General features: G+C 41.0%; 18 protein-coding genes. 4 read left to right on the forward strand and 14 right to left on the reverse strand.

Translation table 11 applies throughout. The features are described 5' to 3' along the window. The first annotated feature begins 45 nt into the window (after positions 1-45). On the forward strand, positions 46-369 hold the full coding sequence (locus tag R2S08_RS12820; RefSeq protein WP_316835555.1) for a hypothetical protein: 324 nt from the start codon (positions 46-48) through the stop codon (positions 367-369). 36 nt (positions 370-405) lie between these two features. Here the strand turns inward: R2S08_RS12820 and R2S08_RS12825 are convergent, their stop codons facing one another. Continuing rightward, a complete protein-coding gene (locus tag R2S08_RS12825; RefSeq protein WP_316835556.1) occupies positions 406-1,251 on the reverse strand; it encodes an RNA polymerase sigma factor RpoD/SigA in 846 nt (281 codons plus the stop codon). A 277-nt stretch (positions 1,252-1,528) separates the two neighbouring features. On the opposite strand from R2S08_RS12825, the gene mnmA reads away from it, so the two are divergent. Further along, the gene (gene mnmA / locus R2S08_RS12830; protein ID WP_199079911.1) at positions 1,529-2,620 is read left to right on the forward strand and encodes a tRNA 2-thiouridine(34) synthase MnmA; all 1,092 of its coding nucleotides are present in this window, start codon (positions 1,529-1,531) and stop codon (positions 2,618-2,620) included. On the opposite strand, the gene R2S08_RS12835 is transcribed toward mnmA, so the two are convergent. The 4 genes from R2S08_RS12835 to R2S08_RS12850 all read right to left on the reverse strand — a co-directional run bounded on the left by R2S08_RS12835 (position 2,617) and on the right by R2S08_RS12850 (position 9,118). Continuing rightward, a complete protein-coding gene (locus tag R2S08_RS12835; protein WP_316835557.1) occupies positions 2,617-5,385 on the reverse strand; it encodes a GH92 family glycosyl hydrolase in 2,769 nt (922 codons plus the stop codon). The two genes, mnmA and R2S08_RS12835, sit on opposite strands and share 4 nt — an antisense overlap. Positions 5,386-5,476: 91 nt before the next feature. Further along, positions 5,477-6,913, reverse strand: a complete 1,437-nt coding sequence (locus R2S08_RS12840) for a serine hydrolase domain-containing protein (RefSeq protein ID WP_316835558.1) — start codon at positions 6,911-6,913, stop codon at positions 5,477-5,479. A 345-nt stretch (positions 6,914-7,258) separates the two neighbouring features. Next, positions 7,259-7,909, reverse strand: a complete 651-nt coding sequence (locus R2S08_RS12845) for a hypothetical protein (RefSeq protein ID WP_316835559.1) — start codon at positions 7,907-7,909, stop codon at positions 7,259-7,261. 72 nt (positions 7,910-7,981) lie between these two features. Beyond that, positions 7,982-9,118 carry a helix-turn-helix domain-containing protein gene (locus R2S08_RS12850; protein ID WP_316835560.1) on the reverse strand — a complete coding sequence of 379 codons (1,137 nt, stop codon included), beginning with the start codon at positions 9,116-9,118 and terminating at the stop codon, positions 7,982-7,984. Between the two features lie 209 nt (positions 9,119-9,327). On the opposite strand from R2S08_RS12850, the gene R2S08_RS12855 reads away from it, so the two are divergent. Beyond that, positions 9,328-9,792, forward strand: a complete 465-nt coding sequence (locus R2S08_RS12855; RefSeq protein ID WP_316835561.1) for a hypothetical protein — start codon at positions 9,328-9,330, stop codon at positions 9,790-9,792. A 453-nt stretch (positions 9,793-10,245) separates the two neighbouring features. Here R2S08_RS12855 and R2S08_RS12860 read toward each other — a convergent pair whose 3' ends face one another. The 3 genes from R2S08_RS12860 to R2S08_RS12870 are packed head-to-tail and all read right to left on the reverse strand — an operon-like array spanning position 10,246 to position 14,220. Beyond that, positions 10,246-11,922, reverse strand: coding sequence for a sodium/sugar symporter (locus tag R2S08_RS12860; RefSeq protein WP_316835562.1), 1,677 nt, complete (start codon positions 11,920-11,922; stop codon positions 10,246-10,248). 49 nt (positions 11,923-11,971) lie between these two features. Then, the gene (locus R2S08_RS12865; protein WP_316835563.1) at positions 11,972-13,162 is read right to left on the reverse strand and encodes a galactokinase; all 1,191 of its coding nucleotides are present in this window, start codon (positions 13,160-13,162) and stop codon (positions 11,972-11,974) included. A gap of 2 nt (positions 13,163-13,164) precedes the next feature. After that, positions 13,165-14,220: a UDP-glucose--hexose-1-phosphate uridylyltransferase gene (locus R2S08_RS12870; protein ID WP_316835564.1), complete on the reverse strand. Its 1,056-nt coding sequence runs from the start codon at positions 14,218-14,220 to the stop codon at positions 13,165-13,167. 146 nt (positions 14,221-14,366) lie between these two features. Between R2S08_RS12870 and R2S08_RS12875 the strand changes: the two genes are divergently transcribed. After that, positions 14,367-15,065, forward strand: a complete 699-nt coding sequence (locus R2S08_RS12875; RefSeq protein WP_316835565.1) for an NUDIX hydrolase — start codon at positions 14,367-14,369, stop codon at positions 15,063-15,065. A 35-nt stretch (positions 15,066-15,100) separates the two neighbouring features. On the opposite strand, the gene R2S08_RS12880 is transcribed toward R2S08_RS12875, so the two are convergent. The 6 genes from R2S08_RS12880 to R2S08_RS12905 all read right to left on the reverse strand — a co-directional run bounded on the left by R2S08_RS12880 (position 15,101) and on the right by R2S08_RS12905 (position 20,676). Continuing rightward, on the reverse strand, positions 15,101-15,469 hold the full coding sequence (locus tag R2S08_RS12880) for a hypothetical protein (RefSeq protein WP_316835566.1): 369 nt from the start codon (positions 15,467-15,469) through the stop codon (positions 15,101-15,103). Positions 15,470-15,863: 394 nt separating this feature from the next. Beyond that, positions 15,864-16,208, reverse strand: a complete 345-nt coding sequence (locus R2S08_RS12885) for a helix-turn-helix domain-containing protein (RefSeq protein ID WP_316835567.1) — start codon at positions 16,206-16,208, stop codon at positions 15,864-15,866. A gap of 19 nt (positions 16,209-16,227) precedes the next feature. Continuing rightward, positions 16,228-18,132, reverse strand: coding sequence for a nucleoside-diphosphate sugar epimerase/dehydratase (locus R2S08_RS12890; RefSeq protein WP_316835568.1), 1,905 nt, complete (start codon positions 18,130-18,132; stop codon positions 16,228-16,230). Positions 18,133-18,158: 26 nt separating this feature from the next. Next, positions 18,159-19,199 carry a GNAT family N-acetyltransferase gene (locus tag R2S08_RS12895; protein WP_316835569.1) on the reverse strand — a complete coding sequence of 347 codons (1,041 nt, stop codon included), beginning with the start codon at positions 19,197-19,199 and terminating at the stop codon, positions 18,159-18,161. Further along, positions 19,196-19,705 carry a GNAT family N-acetyltransferase gene (locus R2S08_RS12900; RefSeq protein ID WP_316835570.1) on the reverse strand — a complete coding sequence of 170 codons (510 nt, stop codon included), beginning with the start codon at positions 19,703-19,705 and terminating at the stop codon, positions 19,196-19,198. Before R2S08_RS12900 ends, R2S08_RS12895 begins: the two co-directional genes overlap by 4 nt. Beyond that, positions 19,702-20,676: a hypothetical protein gene (locus tag R2S08_RS12905; protein WP_316835571.1), complete on the reverse strand. Its 975-nt coding sequence runs from the start codon at positions 20,674-20,676 to the stop codon at positions 19,702-19,704. Before R2S08_RS12905 ends, R2S08_RS12900 begins: the two co-directional genes overlap by 4 nt. Positions 20,677-20,680 lie beyond the last annotated feature (4 nt).

Raw genomic sequence — 20,680 nt, forward strand, 5'->3', positions numbered from 1 at the left:
AATGTGGCTTAGCAGTGTTAAATTTAAAGATTAAATTGAGAACGAATGTTAAGAATTTTAAAACATAAACTTGCAATTTTTACTGGAAAAACCCTTCTGTTAAATAGTGGCGATAGCAAAGAACTGGAAATAGGTAAACGAATAGTGTCGGTTATAGCAGGCGCTTATATCTTTCAAAGAGGAATACGTACAATTTATAAAACCCCCGCAATGGGAGTACAGGAACTCCTGTTGGGAGGCTTCCTGTTGTATAATGGTGCCACAGGAATTAACGCACTGTTCGATAAAAAACCAAAAGAGATCTCTGATGTAAGGAAAAACCAGATACAGGGAAACGATCCTGCTGAGCGTGTACCAGCTTTCGTTTAGTAAAAATTTCCTGGTCAGGAACATCCTGATCAGGAATTACAATTTGTTTCGAAAGATACTTACATTTGCCCTAAGCTTTCTAAGGGCAATCTCCCGGAGCTGCCGCACACGCTCCTTTCCAATACCTAATGCCTTGGCTATATCCTGAAGCTGAACAGGTTCTGTATTTCCCAAACCAAAATTTAAGGTCAATATATATCTTTCTCTTGGAGACAAGATGGACATCATCCGCTCAATAGAACCTTGTAAGGACTCCGCATCCATACTTTTATCCGGAGCATACCTGTAATCTCTCAACACATCCAATAAAGAACTACCAATATCTGATGTAGCATCCATCGAAACCGGTAACCTCGCATTCAACAGATAATCCTCCACACTTTCTTTCGCAATTCCCGATTGCTCCGCTAATTCTTCAGCCGTAGGAAGCCGTTCCAGCTGTTGTTCCATACTTTGTATCACATTATTCAATTTCGTAATATGACTTACCTGGTTGAGCGGAAGCCTGACCGTACGTGTCTGGTCACCAAGGGCCTGCAGAATGGTCTGCCTGATCCACCATACTGCAAAAGAAATAAATTTGAAGCCCTTGGTTTCGTCAAACCGTTTTGCCGCTTTAATCAGCCCTAGATTTCCCTCATTAATCAGATCTGTCAAAGCTATTCCGCGGTGCTGATATTGTTTCGCAACCGAAACCACAAATCTTAGATTAGAGACAATAAGCTTATAAAAGGCTTCCTGGTCTCCTTCCCTGACCTTCTTTGCCAAAATGCATTCATCATCAGCCGTTAAAAGTTCAAACCTTCCAATCTCGTTCAGGTATACATCTAAAGATTCAGATTCCCTTTTAGTAATACTTTGTGTAATCTTCAATTCCCTCATACTACAGGTATTATTTTCATAATTATCTAAATATTTACTTAAATCAACATATTTATATGTCACTGGCAAATATTAAAAGATATTTGAAAACAGAAAGCGCATCCCTTACATTCCGGAAATAAACCTGAAATGCCCTGATCAATCAGAACTAAATTCTTAATATACTTCAAAACACCTCATAATATTTAGCCCTGAAAATGTCATTTTACAAGGAACTGACTTCAGAACCGACTTTTTTTACATTAAAAAAATTACTTTTGCATTTGATAAAAAGACAATGAGTAAAAGAGGCAGAATTTTAGTAGCCATGAGTGGCGGTGTGGATAGTTCAGTAGCAGCAGTGATGTTACACGAACAGGGATATGAAGTAATTGGCCTAACCATGAAGACCTGGGACTATGCCACTTCCGGAAGCAGCAGCAAGGAAACTGGATGTTGCAGCCTGGATAGCATCAATGATGCCCGTACACTGGCCGTAAATTACGGCTTCCCTCATTATATTCTCGACATCAGGGATGAATTTGGTGATTATGTTATTGACAACTTTGTTGATGAATATCTTGCCGGACGTACCCCAAACCCATGTGTACTTTGCAATACCCATATTAAATGGGAAGCCTTGTTAAAACGCGCCAATAAACTAGACTGTGAGTTCATTGCCACAGGTCACTATGCGAATATAAGACAACAAGACAGCGGCAGATATGTGATTTCCAAAGGTCATGATGAAAACAAAGACCAGAGTTATGTACTTTGGGGCGTCTCACAGGAAAATCTATCGAGAACACAATTCCCTTTAGGTTCCTTTGCAAAATCTGAGATTCGCCAAATGGCACTCGATATGGGACAGGAAGAACTTGCCAAAAAAAGCGAAAGCTATGAAATATGTTTTGTACCTGATAACGACTACAGAGCCTTCTTAAAACATAAAGTAGAAGATCTGGAAGAAAAAGTTGCCGGCGGAAATTTCGTTCTGAGCAACGGTATGGTTGTAGGACAACACAAAGGCTATCCATTCTATACCATCGGGCAACGTAAAGGCTTAGGTATTGCGTTTGGCGAACCTATGTTTGTTACCCAGATCTTACCAGAAAGTAATACTGTAGTTTTAGGCCGTGCAGACGAGCTGGAAAGACGGGAAGCAATGGTGCGCAACATCAACCTGGTTAAATACGCCAACATCAACGATCCAATGGATAACGTGATCACTAAAATTCGTTATAAAGATGCAGGGATGCTGAGCACTATTGTACAGGAAAATGACAAAATGAGGGTGGTATTTGACCATTCTGTATCCGCAATTGCTCCAGGGCAATCCGCAGTATTCTATGAAGGCAATGACCTTCTGGGTGGTGGTTTCCTTTGCTAATTAGGCTTTGCATCCAGCCATAATTCAAGTAGACCACCTTTGCTAAAGTCATCATGAGAAAAAGAAAACTGATGATGATCTTTACTGTTTAATCTCATTTTCTGTATATAGCAATTGGCTTTAGAATTATTGTAGGTCTTAATCACAAACTCTTTACCTGGATAGTAATGCTTGTTGAGTTGAATCGTCACCTCATCAAATACCGGGCTCGTAATATCATATTCCGGATCGACAGAACTCGTTCCGGTTAAACTAAACAAACCAATAGAAGTCAACGCACTAACACCACCCATTTGCCCCTGGTCTTCATCATGCCCCCCATATCCTTTATCGGGAGTAACTCCACCATAAGCCTGTTCATTGACCCTGCGAACCCAATATTGGGTTAAATCAGGCCTACCTGCATAATTGAACACATGCGCATTGGAACAACCCGGCTGGTTCGCATAACTTATATAGCCCGAACCATAACCAAACACAAAATCCTGATCCCTGGCTTGCTCAAAAGCATAATTCAGCTTTTCACAAAGCGTATCATTGCCGCCCATCAATTTTGCCAGTTCATGAATGCCATGCGAAACCGACCAGGTTGCCTGCCAGGCATTCGCTTCAACCCAACCCTCACCATCAAAAGGATTCCTGTGCAACCAGGTTCCATCCTTTTTTTTCGGAAAAAGTAACTTCTCTTCTGGATCAAAAAGCTTAGTCCATCCCTTCGAACGATTGTTAAAATACTCGTAGTCCTTCTTCTTGCCCAATTTCTTTGCCATTTGCCCCAATGCCCAATCCTGGAACGAAATTTCAGTAGTAATACCTGCATTGGAAGGATAATACCCATTCTTTATATAAAATGCAATGGCATCATCTGGCCCTAATAACCCCATCATGCCACCCGGTTCATGATTTCGTTTCATCACCTCATAGGCTATCGAAGCCGGTTTCTTTGTAAGAATCCCCTTTTGATAAGCAGAAGTAATCAGGCTCGTAGCAGGGCAGCCTGTCATGATATAAGAATATCCACCCGCACAAGGGCCACGCGGAAGCAACTTGCCATTTTGAGCATATTGCACCAGCGAGGCAGCAAAATCATCCAGTACTTCTGGCCAGGCCAGTCCCCAAAGCACATTCAGATTCCACTGCGTTAACCAGAAAGCGTCAGAATTGTACATATGAAATTTTGCCTTTCCATTTCCATCCTTCGGCAAAGTCCTTATTTTAAACTTTGTATTGATAGTCGAACTTCCATGACGTTCACCCTCAGTGTTATCCGGATAATCGCCAGATACATCATCAAGTTTATGCCTTCCCAGTAAAACATGCCACAAATCGGTATAGAATTTTACTTTTTGATTGGCACTTCCACCCTTAACCATAATGCGCCCCAGCATTTCGTTCCACTCATTTTGCGAAGCCGTACGAAGTTCATCAAAGTTCCAATGCCTGGCCTCCGACTTCAAATTGAGCCTTGCATTTTCTATACTCGTATAAGAAACTGCTATTTTCATTTGTACAGTTTCCCCAGCTTTCACCCGATACTCTGCAGAAACACCCGTAGTAGGCGCATCATAATAACTCATACCGCCACTGTTCCTTGCTGTTTTCTCTGACGTACCCGTTAATTCATTAATATCAGAAAGTTCATGTTTGCTATCCCATCCCTTCAGTTTTTCAAAAGGCTTTTCAAACTCAACAGCAAAATAAATACGTACATTCTCAGGGCCTCCCCATAAACGCCCGGTCGTATTAACCGAACCGTCAATACGTGTATTACTTATTTTCTTTACCCTTGCATCATTCATCGTTGCCTCACCAACATAACCACCCAGGTTGATCAGCACATTGGCCAAAGCATCTTTGGTATAGGTAAAACGATAAAAACTAATGCGGTCGGCAGCCGTTTGTTCAACCCAGGTATTGTACTTCTCCAAATAAAGCCGTTGATAACCCGGTTGTACAATCTCTCCATCATGCGAAAAATCAGATTTCCATTCCTGTTCTCCCTTATTCGGATTAACCTCACCAGTGGTTGGCATCAATGTTATACCAGAGAGCATCCAGCAATGTATTTGCGGAAAGCCCAATATCTCTGTAGAATTGTAATTGTAGCCACCACCATACTGATTTTTATTACGCGTTAAAGGTGCCGCGCTAATCATACCAAAAGGCTGGCTGCCAGTAACAAAATAAAAATAGCGCCCCCGGTTCGTTTCAATATAAGGATCCACCCACGAAACAGGATCAGCAATCTGAGCAGGTGAAGGATACACCTCTATTTCCGATAAACCAATTGCAGCACCATCAGCATCCGTGGTTTCAAACCGCACCCCATCCACAGTTTGCTCTGGAAAACTCACTACCTTAGGCGCACCATTATTGGGTATTTGAACCACAGGCACCCTATAACCATTACTAAATATCAGTACACCACCAGCATTATGAGAAGCACTGCTCACCCTGTCGTATAAAATGATCTTATTGATGCTTTGCGGCTGTTGCCATTTCAACTGTATCCAGGGATAATCAATCTGCCCCCAAAAAGTAACCGTACTTTTTGACACCCATTCACCTTTACCATCAATCCTGATAATCCCATCCACCACATTAGCAGCATTTCCTTTCCCAGCTATTTCCGATGAAGCCGTTACGCTCGCTTTATGAGCAATATTACCTGGCCCGGCATAAACAAAGCCAGCACAAAACAGCAATAAGAAAACAATGAAGACTTTAGATATCGATGAGAAAACAGCTGCCATTAGTTTATTCATTTAATTTTTATACCACTATGTACAAACATATGAACAAATATCAAATATGCAAACCAGAATCAAATAAACTACCTCACCGATCTGCACTCCATCAAGAGCCCAGTTTCTTTAAAATACCCCTAGCCACATCATCAACGTCAACCTCAGCATTCGAAATCACCGCCACAGCAATTTTTTTCTCTATATTAAAGATCAGAAAGCTTCTGCAACCACCAGTTCCCCCGTTATGCCAGTAATATTTATCATCCTTTACCTGATATAGATGCCAGCCCAGGCCCACTACGGGACCCTTCGAAAAAGTGACCTGATGGCTTAAACCAAAAGCATTAGATAAAGAAGAAGGTTCACATTTTATGTTCGCTTTTGCATAAAGCAGCAAATCATTAACGGTAGAACGAAGACATCCACAAGCAGCAAGAGCATCAAAATCCCAGGGTTTTGTCTCATCGCCATCGGCATCATAAACCTTAACAAAACGACTTGATAGCAAGGGCGTTAAATACTGGCAAGTACTGTTCATCTTTAATGGAACAGTAACCAAATGTTGCATAAGCTGTTCATATGTTTTCCCAGATACCCTTTCCAAAATTACCCCAAGTAAACCCACCGCTTGATTTGAATAAGAATACACTTCACCCGGAACAGATCTCAATTTACAGGTCTTAAGACTAGCAAAGAGCATCTTTTCATTGTAAGATTTATATGGATCGAACCTGTCCATTCCTTTATAAATAAAATTGGCAGGCAGCGATGGTAACCCTGAAGTATGGTTACTTAAATTAATAATTTTGATTTTTTGAAGTTCGGGATTTGCAAATAGAGAATCTGGTAAATATTTGGTGATCGGATCGCTTAAACTAATTTTGCCCTCATTAACATAATGAGCCAATATACTTGCCGTAAAAGTTTTGGTAATTGATCCTATTTCAAAAATCGTATTGGCATCCGGAAGTTTACCCTTTCCCTTCTCTGTTTCTCCGTAGCCGTAGTTTTGAACCACACCATTATTCAAAATTCCAATACTTAATCCTACTGTATTAGACTTCTGAATGTACGCTCTGGCAATAGAATCTACCTGCCTGTCCAATACAGACTTTAAAATATTAGATGTAGCAACAGGTACCGGCTTATTAAAAATGACCGATTTAAACGGAGTAAAAGTTATAGAATTAAATTTATTCTCCTTATCAAGCGCAAAAGAAAGCACCAGTTTTCCGGATTCAAACACCAGCTTATATCTGCTAATGGCATTATCTAAACCATCAAACGACGATTGTTTAATTCTCCCTAAAGGATATATTTCCTTTTCAAAAAAAGTATTCAGATTTTTTTCATTAACAGCCTTTCTATACTCTTCGCTCCCCAAAGCGTATATTAAACTTGTATTCCTTTGATCAATGTATTTCTTTATTGCAAAAAATACAGAATCACTTCTTTGTTGCTGATTACTTTGTGCTTGTATCTTGAATGAACTAAGGCTCAATAATAAAACTGACACCAGGAGATACGTTAATTTAATACTTTTCATTAATAACGAATTTACCAATAAGTATCAAGAAAGCAAAAAGTGAAAACATGCTACTCCTCCGCTCCGCAGATACAAGAGCACTATGGGCACGGTTTTCCCGAAAATGCATCCAAAATTCCTTTTGCTATTCTTGCCATAATATTGGTGATGATTTGATTTAAAAATGATATTTATTGCATCCCTGTAGTCAGATGATTGGGATTATCGGCTGCTATGACCAATTCCTCAGGAATAAATAGCTATTTCATCGAATAGAATACGAATTTAAGCCTTATCCATTACCTAGCTGTTAGCTATCTGTTGTAGGCCGGAAAAACCCATTTTTTTTTTATACGTTCCCATAACTCAAATTTTAAATTTTCTTTTATACCAATAGCCCAACATAAACCCCAATGCGATGACAGATCCAAATACTGAAGGCAGAAATTGGCTGTATGGATGGTATTGGGGCAAAACTGTTCCTGTAAAAGCGGAAAGCAACGCGCTGAAAGCACTCACCATCTTTATAATATGTTCGTACATCCACATGTTCTGATAGGTCTTTTTTGCGAAGAGGTATTTGCCCAAATCATAAACAACAACCAACACCAGATAACCTACCGTACTGTAAATGATTACCGGCGACCAGATCATACCAATTGACCTGAAGTAATAAATAAAGAAGAAAACAGACAATATCGAAAGCAGAGCAGCCGCAACATCAGGCAGTCTTGGTTTATTGGATCTGTTGCGCATCACCCTGAACCCGGAAAAGCCCAGATAACCACTAAGCACAGTGATCACCAGCAGAAAACTGTTCCGTTTAAAGATGAACACCCCCAACAGGCCTGTTAAGATGACAATGGACAGAAGCCATAGGAAGAGGCGCCCATAAATACGGTGCCGTTTTCCGCCCTTTGTAGCAGCAAGGATAAATATACCGATGAGCAAAGCAGAGGATCCGGCAAGAATGTGGATCACGATGTTTGTTCTGTGAAATAAAGAAAAGATATCCATAGTGTTTTTTAAGGCAAAGGAGCGCAACTTGTACAAAACATGCGCCCCATAATGTAGGGCGGGACTCCTATTTTACAGTTTTTCTTGCCTTTGATATTCCAATGGACTTGATCCGACCTGTTCTTTAAATATCCTGTTAAAGGCCGACTTCGACTTAAACCCGCATTCAAAGGCAATTCCGAGAATAGAAAGATGGGCAAAAGCCGGGTCAAGCAATTTCACTTTCACAGCCTGCACACGATAGGCATTAACAAAGGTAAAAAAGTTACTCCCCGACCGCTGATTGATCACCTGGGAGAGCTGGTTAGGGCTCACGTTCAGCTGGGCAGCTAAGGCAGACAAACTAAGATCATCGGATAGATAAGGATGCTGTGTTTCCATATGTTCAATCAGCGAACCATAGATTTTTTCTACAGCACGTTCATCCAGGCCTGAATTTCGATAAGGAACAGCATCCCCGGCAGGTTCAGGCAGTATATCTTTTTCTATTCCGATTAATACCGTTCCTTGCCTGATCCCGAGATAACCAATCAAAAATATATACCCGGAAAGCACTGCTCCAACGACACTGAATAAATCATCTGGTCCCAGAGCAATTCTTCCAAAACGAATGAGCAGAAAAAGGCCTATAAAAAGTACAAGTATGGATATAACCAGCCACTTGAGCCAGTTCAGGGTAATCTTTTCCGTATAGGAATATTGCGCAGAAAGACTGCTCTGGTACCTGATCAGTGTGATTAATCCCCATATCGCATAGCCTCCAGGTATAATCGCCATAGGAATGGTAAAAATATAGAGCACCAGCCCAGGAACCTCGGGGTCAAAATGCGGATATCCCTTCAATACCTCGATCTCCTGGCCATAGTGAAATTTAAACCATATATTAACGACCCAATAGAATACAACAGGCAGAAAATAGAGCAAAGCAAAACCTGTGGTTAAGTTCTTTCCAAAAGACAAACTCCTGATATACTGGTAAAGCATGGGTGCACTGAGAAGTGGGATAGAAAAGGCCAACACCCCGATATAACCAGTGGCTACCGGAGCCCCGGAGAAACCATCATAGTAAAACAGCAACTGAAAGGATACCAGGAGCAGCCAGGCCATCAGCCATTTATCCGCTAAGGCGTTCCGTGTCTTCGAACCCAGCAACAGGATTTGAAAAAAGCCCTGAACAAAACCCGTAAATAAGATGGCTTTGATTAGCATTTTAAAGACGATGAAGGAATAACAACGCAAATGCCATCAGTTCTTTTTTAGTAATCTGGTGAAAGTGTAAGAAACCATAGCCAATACCCTATTTTGCTTAAATTACGTTTAATTTACTTATTTTCTCTTAATTGTAAGATATGGGCTGAAGCCATTTATAAAAACTTTCAGCAATAGTATTAATTTATTGACAAGAAACAATAGTTGCCATGCTTTCAACAATAGGTAAAAAAGAATTTGGCTTTATCTTTTCTATACTCGCAGTAGGTATTATTTGCGCCGGACTGATCAACACCAGGTTACTCAAGCACTTTGAAATCAAAACCATTACGAAATTCGCATTGATTACTCAGCTGATTGCCGGCGCAGGAATGATTTTAGTGATTTACTTTAACGGATCATTCGCCATCTTATTTCTACTTACCTTTATATTCCTGGCCATGCTAGGGTCTATCCTGCCCAATACAACAGCATTATACCTGGCCTCCCTCCCAACTGCGGCAGGCTCTGCCTCAGCACTGGTAGGTTCCGTGAGTTATCTCTCCGCTTTCCTCATCACCTCGCTCCTGAGCCTCCTCCACAACAACACCACCTACCCCATGGTTTTCATCATGTGGTCCTGCACGATAGTCGCCTTAAGCTGTTTACTATACAGAAAAAACAACTATAATTAACTCCTTCAAACCACCCATTTTTACGAAAAACGCCCGGGACTGCGCTTGAATTCACAAATTTTTGGCTTATAAATTTATTTCAAAATATCAGAAAAAATTTATACGTTTACACCGAGAGCGTTAATTTAATGAAAGGGGCCAGTCGAAAGATTTGGTCCCTTTTTCTTTTCACGCTCTTAACTAATCGCCGCTGTCTTCCCAGCTCCAACCCTATGCAACTTCGCGGTCTCCACTCTCCCTCTGCAATTTGTTATGAAAAATTCTCGTACGCTGCGGAAAGACCTCAGAGATCTGTCCGCTCCTTCAGTAGACCTGATATCGTTAGTCTTGAAGCAGCTGTACAGAATTTTCAATAAAATTTTTTCAACAAATCTACTCTCTTGACCTATTTGCTCATAAAAAAACCTGGTCAGCAAATCTCGCCAACCAGGTTCCAAAAAAACAATTAAAAAACTACCAGTAAATACCGTAAAGCGCAACCAGCAAACCAACAATAAGCAATGCGCCAACCGCAAAACCCGTAGTCGTTTTGAACATCTTCGCATCGATTTCCAAACCTTTGCTTTCGCCCCCACGTTTAAACTGAAGCATACTAATAATATACATACCAATAATACAGAACACGAACACAAAGCCCATTCTGTCAATAAAAGGAATCTCAAAAACCCCCGAAGAATTCTTAACAGAGAAACCCATACCCGATAGCCACGAAAGATCCGTCCATCCAGGTAAGAATTTCAACACCAAAGACAACACAAAACCACCAATCGTAGCAAATAGCGCCGCATCAGAAGTCGTCTTTTTCCAGAAAAACCCTAAAATAAACATCGCAAAGATACCCGGAGAAACAAAGCCCGTATACTCCTGGATATATTGGAAACCACCCTTTTTATCAATACCCAAATGTGGAGCAATCAAAACACCAAGAATCATAGCCACAATAATAGTCACCTTACCCGTAACCACCAGGTTCTTTTCAGTAGCATCCGGTTTAATCACCTTTTTGTAAATATCCAAAGTAAAGATCGTCGCGATACTATTGGCCTTACCCGCCAACGAAGCAACCACAGCAGCAGTAAGCGCCGCAAATGACAAACCTTTCAAACCAGCAGGCAACAAGTTCAGCAATACTGGATAAGCCCGATCGGGATTAACCGATCCACCCTGAACCATTTCCGATTGAAACGCACCATCCTTGTATAAAACATAGGCCGCAATACCAGGTAAAACAACAATGATCGGCATCAATAACTTTAAGAATGCCGCAAATAGGATACCCCCTCTGGCCGTTTTCAAATCAGCACCCAAAGCACGCTGAGTGATGTACTGATTACAACCCCAGTAATTTAAGTTCACAATCCACATACCACCAATCAATACACTTAAACCCGGCAAATCAATATAATTTTCATTTTCAGGCTTCAGGATCATATGGAAATGCTCAGACGCCTTTGTAGACATCAAATGATAACCTTCCAAAATTCCTTTCGTACCATAATGATCAGAAACCAGGTTTAAAGCCAGATAAGTTGTAGCCAAACCACCCAGGATCAGGAAAAACACCTGGATAACATCCGTATAACCAATTACCTTCATTCCACCAAGGGTAATGATAATAGCAAATACAGCAATCGCATACATACAGAATTCCAGGCTAAAACCAGAGATACTGCTCACTGCCAAAGCACCAAGATACAAAATAGACGTTAAGTTAACCACTACATACAACAACAGCCAAAAAACAGCCATAATCATAGCCACAGTACCGTTATAGCGTTGGCTAAGGAACTGAGGCATGGTCGATATCTTATTTTTAAGATAAACAGGAATAAAAAATACAGCCACAACAATCAAAGTCGCAGCAGCCATCCATTCATACGTAGCAATGGCCAGTCCCATTTTAAAACCAGAACCACTCATCCCAATAAATTGCTCGGCAGAAATGTTTGAAGCAATCAGCGAAGCGCCAATGGCCCACCAGGTCAGTGACCCTTCCGCTAAAAAGTAGTCTTTAGAGCCCGTAGACGCAGATTTTTTCTTGTTATAGATGTAGAGCCCATACGCTGCTACAATAACGAAATAGACTAAAAATACAATATAGTCCTTCGTATCCAGTAAATTGTGTTTCATCAGTTTATATTAGGTTTAGCAAAGCCAGTCCAAAGACTGGCTTTAATGGTTAAAATTCAATAATTTGGCTCGTTCCAGAAGCGGTTTCCACAACATAGGCATCCAGCTTAAGGCCAAATTCCTGCAGATAACCAGCACTCACGGTTTTTATAAGCTCGTCAATATACGCTGTTTTTACAATATTAATAGTGCAACCACCAAATCCGCCCCCCATCATACGGGCACCAAGCACAGCGTCTAAATCTCTAACGCGGTCAACCAGAAAATCCAGTTCACTACAGCTCACCTCATAATCCTTGCTCAAACCATCATGGGTTTCCAGCATCAGTTTACCCAATGCATCCAGTTTTCCCTGCTTTAGAAAATCGGCTGCCCTGCCCAGTCTCTCAATCTCAGCCACCACAAACCGGCATTTCACAAAAACATTGTTGTCCTTAGGCTCAACACATTCCTCGAGCATCGCCAGCGTGACATCTCTCAAACTGTTCACTTCTGGGAATTTTTCTTTTACCCAGGCCACGCCTTGCTCACACTGTGATCTTCTTTCATTGTAAGCGCTGTCAGAAAGAGAGTGCTTTACATTGGTATTGAGCAACAACAGTTTGTAATCGCCCAGATCCAAAGGAAGATATTCATATTCCATAGAGCGGCAATCGAGCAATATCGCATGGTCTTTTTTTCCAAAAACCGAGGCAAACTGATCCATGATCCCGCAGCTTACGCCAGCAAAAACATGCTCAGCCTTTTGGGCAATCAGGGCAAGATCAAGTTGAGCTACCGATAAGGAGAACAATTGATCAAGTGCATAGGCTGTGGCACATTCCACAGCGGCCGAAGACGATAATCCGGCACCAAGGGGAACATCACCGTCGATATACAAATTGAAGCCTCCAAGAATATACCCTCTCTTCTGCAATTGATCTGCAACACCCAAAATGTAATTTGGCCAGCCTTTTTCACAAGGTGCCAATGCAGATAACGCTACAGTATGTGTTTGCTCATAATCTTTAGCAAACAGGTGTACCTGGTCATCTTCTCTTTTGGATATGCCAATATAAATGGCTTTGTCAATGGCTGCAGGCATTACAAAACCCTCGTTGTAATCGGTATGCTCTCCAATAATATTGATCCTTCCCGGCGATCGGACCAGCAGAGGATCAACACCATATAAATTCTTAAATGCTTGTTTTAAGCCTTCAACATCCACTTTGACTGTTGAAGCGACTAGTTTCGAGTCCATAATCAGGCTTTATTTTGTTTATAATGTTCAACAGATAATTCTCTCAGGCGCTGTGCTGCATATTCGGGTGTAATATCCCGCTGCGCATTGGCCAGCAATTCATATCCCACCATAAATTTCTTAACCGTGGCAGAGCGCAATAACGGCGGATAAAAGTGCATATGCCAGTGCCATTCCGGGTATTCCCCATTATTTACAGGAGCCTGGTGCATCCCTGCAGAATAAGGGAACGATGTTTCAAAAAGATTATCATATTTGGTCGTCAGTTTTTTCAAGGCATCGGCCAGGGCCTCCAGCTCAGATTCGGTAAAGAAATTAATTCCTGTTACGTGTCTTTTGCTGATGATCATGGTTTCATAAGGCCATACTGCCCAAAATGGAACCAACACTACAAAATGTTCGTTTTCAAACAAGATCCTTTCCTGTTTTTTAAGTTCCAGCTTTAAATAAGCCGAGAGTAAACTTCGGCGATGAATAGCGTAGTAATTTTTCTGACGCTCACTTTCTTTAATAATTTCCTGCGGAATGCTGCTCTGTGCCCAGATCTGTCCATGCGGATGCGGATTGCTGCAGCCCATGATCTCTCCCTTATTTTCAAAGATCTGAATATACTTGATCCAGTCGTGAGCAGCAAGCTCCTCATATTCCTTCTGCCAAACCTTTACCACCGCAGTGATTTCTCCGAGGCTCAGTTCAGGCAAAGTCAGGTTGTGTTTAGGACTAAAGCTGATCACCTTGCACAGACCTTTTTCTGCACTGGCTACCAGCAGGTCCTCTTCATTGAGTTTATTTTCTGGTGTGTCTTCCAGTAAAGCCGCAAAGTCATTTTTAAATACGAAGCTGTGGGTGTAATCAGGATTAATGGCGCCATCTGCGCGTACATTTCCCGGACACAAATAACATTTAGGATCGTAGGCTGGACGGTTGTCTGGGCTAAGCTCCTCTACCTTCCCTTGCCAAGGTCTTTTTGTGCGGTGCGGGGAAACCAGGATCTGCTCTCCCGTAAGGATATTTAAACGGGTATGCGGATTAGAATCAAGATCAAATAATTGCTGCATGAACAGGTAATATAAATGGTTAAAATTTTCTTAGCGATGAGCTATCGCCGGGCAAATTAGCAATAATTTATTAATTGTCAACAGTACAATTAATAAATTATTATTTTTATTGATATTTGGCAGCTCAACCAACAACTGATCTGAACATGATTGAATATGTTAACCAACCTCACTACCTCGTTGCCGTCGATTGCATTGTATTTGGATTTGATGATGGTCAGCTGAAAATTCTGCTGGTTAAAAGAGGCCTCGAGCCGGAAATCAACAAATGGTGTTTGATGGGGGGATTTGTGGGGGCGGAAGAAACGCCAGACGATGCGGCAAACCACGTGCTTAAAAAGCTAACCGGGCTTGAAGGGGTTTACCTGGAGCAATTGAGGGTATATGGTGAGCCAAAACGGGATCCGATTGAGCGTACCCTCTCCGTTGGCTATTTTGCGTTAATTGATATTCAGAAATACAAAACCCAGCTGATTGACAATTACCAGGCCGAATGGTTCCTGATCAGCGATATGCCGAAACTGATTTTTGACCATAATAAAATGGTTTCAGATGCCAGAAAGGCATTGAGGTATAAAGCATCCCTGCACCCTATCCTTTTCGAGATGCTACCTAAAAAATTTACCATTCCTCAGTTACAAACTTTGTTTGAACAGGTAAATGATACTAAAGTAGATACCGGAAATTTCAGCAGGAAGATCACTTCCACTGGGTTGCTGATTAAACTGGAAGAAAAGGATAAATCCAGTTCTAAAAAAGGCGCTTATTATTTTAAACTCGACAAGAAGAAATATGCAGCTAATTCCCTTACGTTCCCGAGTTTAATACCCAGTTTAAAACCATAAAAAAAGGGCTTTCCTTAGCGGAATGCCCTTTTTCATTAAACGAAACGCTCTTTATTAATAGTAGGTTCAAATTGTCTGCTCTGCAGTAAATCTTTGTAGTCTTCTAACAAAGAGATATATTTTTCCATCCAGTAATTAATGCTGTTTGCCTGGATTTCCTCACTTTCCTTACTTCCGATATGCGGGGGTGGTTTGACATTCTTCAGACTTTCATGGAAGTCTGCGCTAAAATCGTATTCAATTGCGTTTCCGATACTGTAGATTACCTCAGCGGGCAATTTTTTCTGCTGAAACCAATTGTACAATGTTCTCCGGTTTACCTGGAGACGACGTGATAATTCACTAATGTTAATGTTCTGTCTACGCACTGCAAGCTCCACGATCTCCCCAGCATTTTGTACCATAATGTTAAATGTTTAGGACTAATTTACCTTGATAAACAAATAAGTACCACTTATTTATCCATCGCAAAAAACAAGGAACGGCAATCTAATCAGTTCAAATCAAATGGAGATGCTTGGTTTAATTTGGCTGATAAAATAGTTTGTATATTACATAACACTCAATAATCATTCAATTTATTAAAACAATGTTAACTGTGCATATTCAAATTAACCATACTTTCGCTTTGTCCCGGTAATTACCATGATTTTATGGCTATAATCACCGTAAATTAAGTGAAAAATAATTAACCTAATTGCCTTTTCACTACCTATAAAACAAATACATGAGAAAAAAGATTCCCTATTTTACTCATAATGAGTAAAATAATACACACCTATCCTTTGAATTCCTTATTTACATCTCTTGCTTTTTAATGAGCATACCTGTGTAAATTTCCAATAGGTTAATATATTTATTCCTCCAGTATTCTGCTGAATTGATATCTGTTCCGTTTACATGTTCCGCAGCTTCCTTTGCATTAGTCAAATGGTGGTGCAGTTCTTCGTACTTTTCCGGAAAATCATATACAAAGTCGTGGTGAAGTAAATTCCCCAGCTTGGTAATGATTTCTATGCTCAAATGTTCCTGTTTAAACCAATTGTAGATTGATTTTCGGCTTACATTCAGTTTCCTTGAAAGTTCACTGATGTTCATCCTGTCTCTCCGGATGATCAGTTCGATAATTTCCCCGTTGTGCATAAAACAAATTTTTATTTGATCACTCCTGATAAGCAATATCCAATTGTTGGTAGGTTGAATTATTGCTGATAAAATCCGGAAGAATTTCCTTCATTTTCTTAACCATTTCGAAATCATCATTGGAGCGTGCCAGATGTAATAAATCGTCGATCATCCTGTGGACATACAAATAAGGATAATTGGTCACCGCAGATATCTTGATCTTTTCATGGTATGTAGGCAATACCAGTTCTGTTTGATTTAAAAGTTCTTCATAAAGCTTCTCTCCCGGTCTTAAACCTGTAAAGGTAATCTGTATATCTTCATGGGGAGTTAAGCCTGCCAGCTTGATCATATTCACCGCAAGGTCGAAAATCCGTATCGGCATCCCCATGTCAAAAATAAAGATCTCCCCACCCGCCCCCATTGCTGAGGCTTCAAGTACGAGCTGTACAGCTTCTGGAATCGTCATGAAATATCTGGTAATGTCGGGATGAGTTACTGTAACCGGGCCGCCGGCCTGGATCTGAGATTTAAATCTAGGAACAACAGAACCATTGGATCCCAGCACATTGCCAAACCTGGTGGTGATAAACCTTGTTTCATGCGCTGTGCTGTATTCCCGATCCTGTAAAGACTGGATGTAGATTTCAGCAATCCTTTTGGAAGCCCCCATAACATTGGTGGGTTTAACCGCTTTATCGGTAGAAATCATGACAAATTTTTCAACACCCGATTCAATGGAGAGATCTGCCAGGTTCTTGGTGCCCTGTACATTGGTTAAAAGGGCTTCAGATGGATTAACCTCCATCATTGGAACATGTTTGAGCGCGGCAGCATGAAAAACCACCTGTGGTTTGTACACTTCAAAAATGTTCTTCATCCGGCTGTAGTTTTGAATATTCACCAGGAACATTTTACAACAAATCCAACCTGATGATTTTTCAAGTTCCATCTGCAGTTCATGCAGGGGCGTTTCGGCCTGATCACAAAGCAAAACCTGTTCCGGATCGCATTTCAGGATCTGCCTGGCAATCTCTGACCCTATAGAGCCTGCAGCGCCGGTAATTAATATTCGCTTACCTTTTAACTGTTTACAGATGTTATGCTTATCTAATAGTATAGCTTCCCGTTGTAAAAGATCTTCTATTTTCAGATCCGGGATCTGGCTCAGTTTCAGTTTACCTTTTAACCAATGAACAGAAGCAGGAACAGAAATGACCCGTATGCCCAGCTCCAGACATTTTTCAATGATCCGTTTTCTTCCTTCCAGATTACTGGAGCCTTCCATAACAATCATTTTTTCTGCTGCATATTGCTTTTTAAGCCAGGACAGCGCTCCGGAAGGGTAAACCCTTTTCTGTTCGATCTGCTTGTTCGCCTTATCAGGATCGTCATCTACAAAGCCCAGGATATGGAAGTTCTTTTCAGAAGAAGAATCCAATCCTTGTTTGATGAGCAATGCTAAAGGATCTGCGCCGCAGATCAGCACCATTTCCTTACCCGGCAATTGCATATCCTGCAAATGGTAAAACAACAGTTTTACACTGATGCGAAGCAAAGCCAGCATTGTGGTAGAAATAAAGAAATTGAGTAAAAGCATGGTATCAAACCAGTTCCATGTCCAGAACGACACCAGGAAAAGATGGTAGATTAATCCAAAGATCAAACCGGTAATCAGAACCGCTTTCATTACCCTGTAAATGTCTTCCAGATTAGAATAGCGGATAATCCCGGTATGGATCCGCATTCTGATGAAGACAACACCGGTAATTGTGTTGTACAAAAAAAGCCATAAGAAAGGTTCCAGGTTAAACCTGGTGCCGGGGCTTACATTTCTGATCATGGCCGCGGAGAGTAAAATACCAGCATTAACCATTACCTGGTCAATGAGCAGAATAAGCCACCTCGAGTAAATCCTCTCATAAGACAATATTTTTTTCATAGCCGGAATTTAATTGGTAAAATCTGTTAAACTCTTTGTAACTGACTGCGATAGAGTGGAAAAAAATCAACATTTGATTCCGGATCTATGTCCATTTGTACAAGCAACGCATCATATGTAGCCTGATCAGCTATGTAACGCCAGCTGTAGTAGTCGAAGGTCACTTTTGAAAAATGGCTCTTCCATTCAAAAAGAGAATCCCGTTTAAAGCCAAGACCACCGCCCAGATTATAATACTTGACCCCCTGGGCTCGGCCCAGCAGGGTAATTTCGTGGGTAAGCAATTTTGCTGGCGAATCATGCAAAAATTCCTTTCTTGTACCCAGTAAATGCGCCTGCATAATTTGATTTTTCGATACAATGGTGGCTCCGCAGACTGGCAAATCCGTTCCATCATAAACAAATAAAAGCCGGGCGTCATATTCCTCACACCTCAAAAGACGTTTAAAATATTCCTGATCAAACATGTAACAGTCAGAAGCATCCAAACGCATCATATTGGCCGTATAAATTGCAGTAAAGGTTTGAATATCTTCCTCTGTTGTGGCCTCCTTTACATAAAAACCACGCTGCTTCAGCTGTCTGATCTTCCGGCTAACCCTGTCCTGATACTGGCTTTCCTGTACACTCAAGGATGTGGTAAGGTCTATGGCTACGACTTGACCGTTTTCCCATACGCCACCAAATTTACGCAGCAAAGCATTCTGATTAAAAAAAGGATGTAGACGTGAAAACACGGAGATGATTTGCTCTTCCTTTAAAAACAAAAGAAATGCATCCCTGAAGGAGAGCAATAATTCTTCAGAAAGATCGGTAAACGGCTTATTGGAAATTGGGCCGCAATAGCCGTAAACGGAGGTCAAATCATAATAATCTGTTTCAGGGATTCTTCTTTTTACAAAAGGGAAAGCAATGAAATCTTCACCGCTATCTTCAACAAATAATAGCGGAATACCCGTGTGCTCCAATGCATGGTAATTCCAGGAATGATAAAAATCACAATTTACAGACCTCTGCACGTAAGAGATCCATTCCTCCTTTTGAGACAGTGTAATAATTTGTTTCATAGTATTTGATTTAAATGCTGACGAGTATAAGTGGTCCTGCTGATGCTCATCCTGTTAAAAGAAGAAGCATGCCCCACTGTATTAAAACCCCAGGATGTATAGATCCTAATGGCGGCTACGTTGTCTTTGTTGACTTCCAGATCCACCCTTTCAAGCCCAAGGTCATAAAATGCATATTCGAGTAAAAGACGGGTCGCCTCTTTTCCAATCCCCTTTCCCCAGCAAGAAGTCTCCCCGATGAACAGGTGGAAAATAGCTTTTTCACCATCCACCTCCAATAGTTGTATGTTGCCGATATACGCACCAGTATCCTTTAAGCAGATGGCATATCTTTTTTGATCCTGTTGCTTCAGCGTGGCTAAAAGCCATTGTTGTTCCATTTCCAGTGTAATCTCACCGGAGGGATTAAATTTGGTGTATTTCCATATCTCCGGATCATTCCGCCAGTGGAAAGAAGTCTCTGCATCTTCTAACACCAGTGGGCGGAGGAAAATATCTGGTTTCATAAAAGGTGTTTTAGTACATTTAAAAGGCGTTTCATATCACTGTGCGTATACCGGTGGTCTATAGGCAGGCAGATCATATGTGCGGCCAAATAGTTCTCATACATTTTTTTTGTGGTCCATTCAAATACGTTTGGCCAGTAGGTAGCGATATAGATTCTTTTTTCCAGGAGCTTCGCTCTGATGTCTGGAGAGGCATGCAACAAAGGATAGACCATAGGCCCGTTAACCGTAGAAGCATCAAATGAATAGGCATTGTGGTTCACCAGGAAATCATGCAGGTACATGAAATTTGAATTTCTTCTGTATTTACAATCTTTGTAGTCTATGCCAGATAAAAGCGCCTTGCTGAGCGAGGACATTTTACGGATTGGAAGGTTAGACAACTCAACGTTGTGCTTTATATAATCTTCGTAACCACTTTCTATACCAGTCTCTATGCTCTTGATCAGATGCGAAAACCGGTTTAGAGAAATGTCCCTTTCTATTTTCAATCTTGCCTCACTGTTGAGGCTTAAATAAGCACCGTCGGGAACCCCAAAGAACTTTCTGCAGGAGTAAAATGTATCTACATTTTCTATGGGTTCTGAAAAAAATGCTTGTGAATTGTCTGCAATGAGGTTCGGGAATTTAGTACTCAATGCTCTGATGGTCTCCTGTTTCAGACCAAAATAATTGGTATACAACAGGCACTCTGTTGGCCCAACCTCAAAGTCAACAACCGGCTCCATCTGGTCATTGATGGTATAATACTGATACTGGATCCCAAGCTTTCTTATAGGCTCCATAATCACCTCACACGTATAATAAGGTAAATGGACCAATGTATAACCTTTTACTTTGAGGATATATTCGAGCGCATTCCTGCCTGTATTGAGCTTCAACAGAAGCGGATAAAATTCCTGACCTTTTGAAAGCTGCAATTCCAGATAGCCTCCAATTGATTTCACTTTACTTGAATATTCTTTTTGCATGATG

The organism is Pedobacter nutrimenti, assembly GCF_032678445.1.
Lineage (GTDB): Bacteria > Bacteroidota > Bacteroidia > Sphingobacteriales > Sphingobacteriaceae > Pedobacter > Pedobacter nutrimenti_A.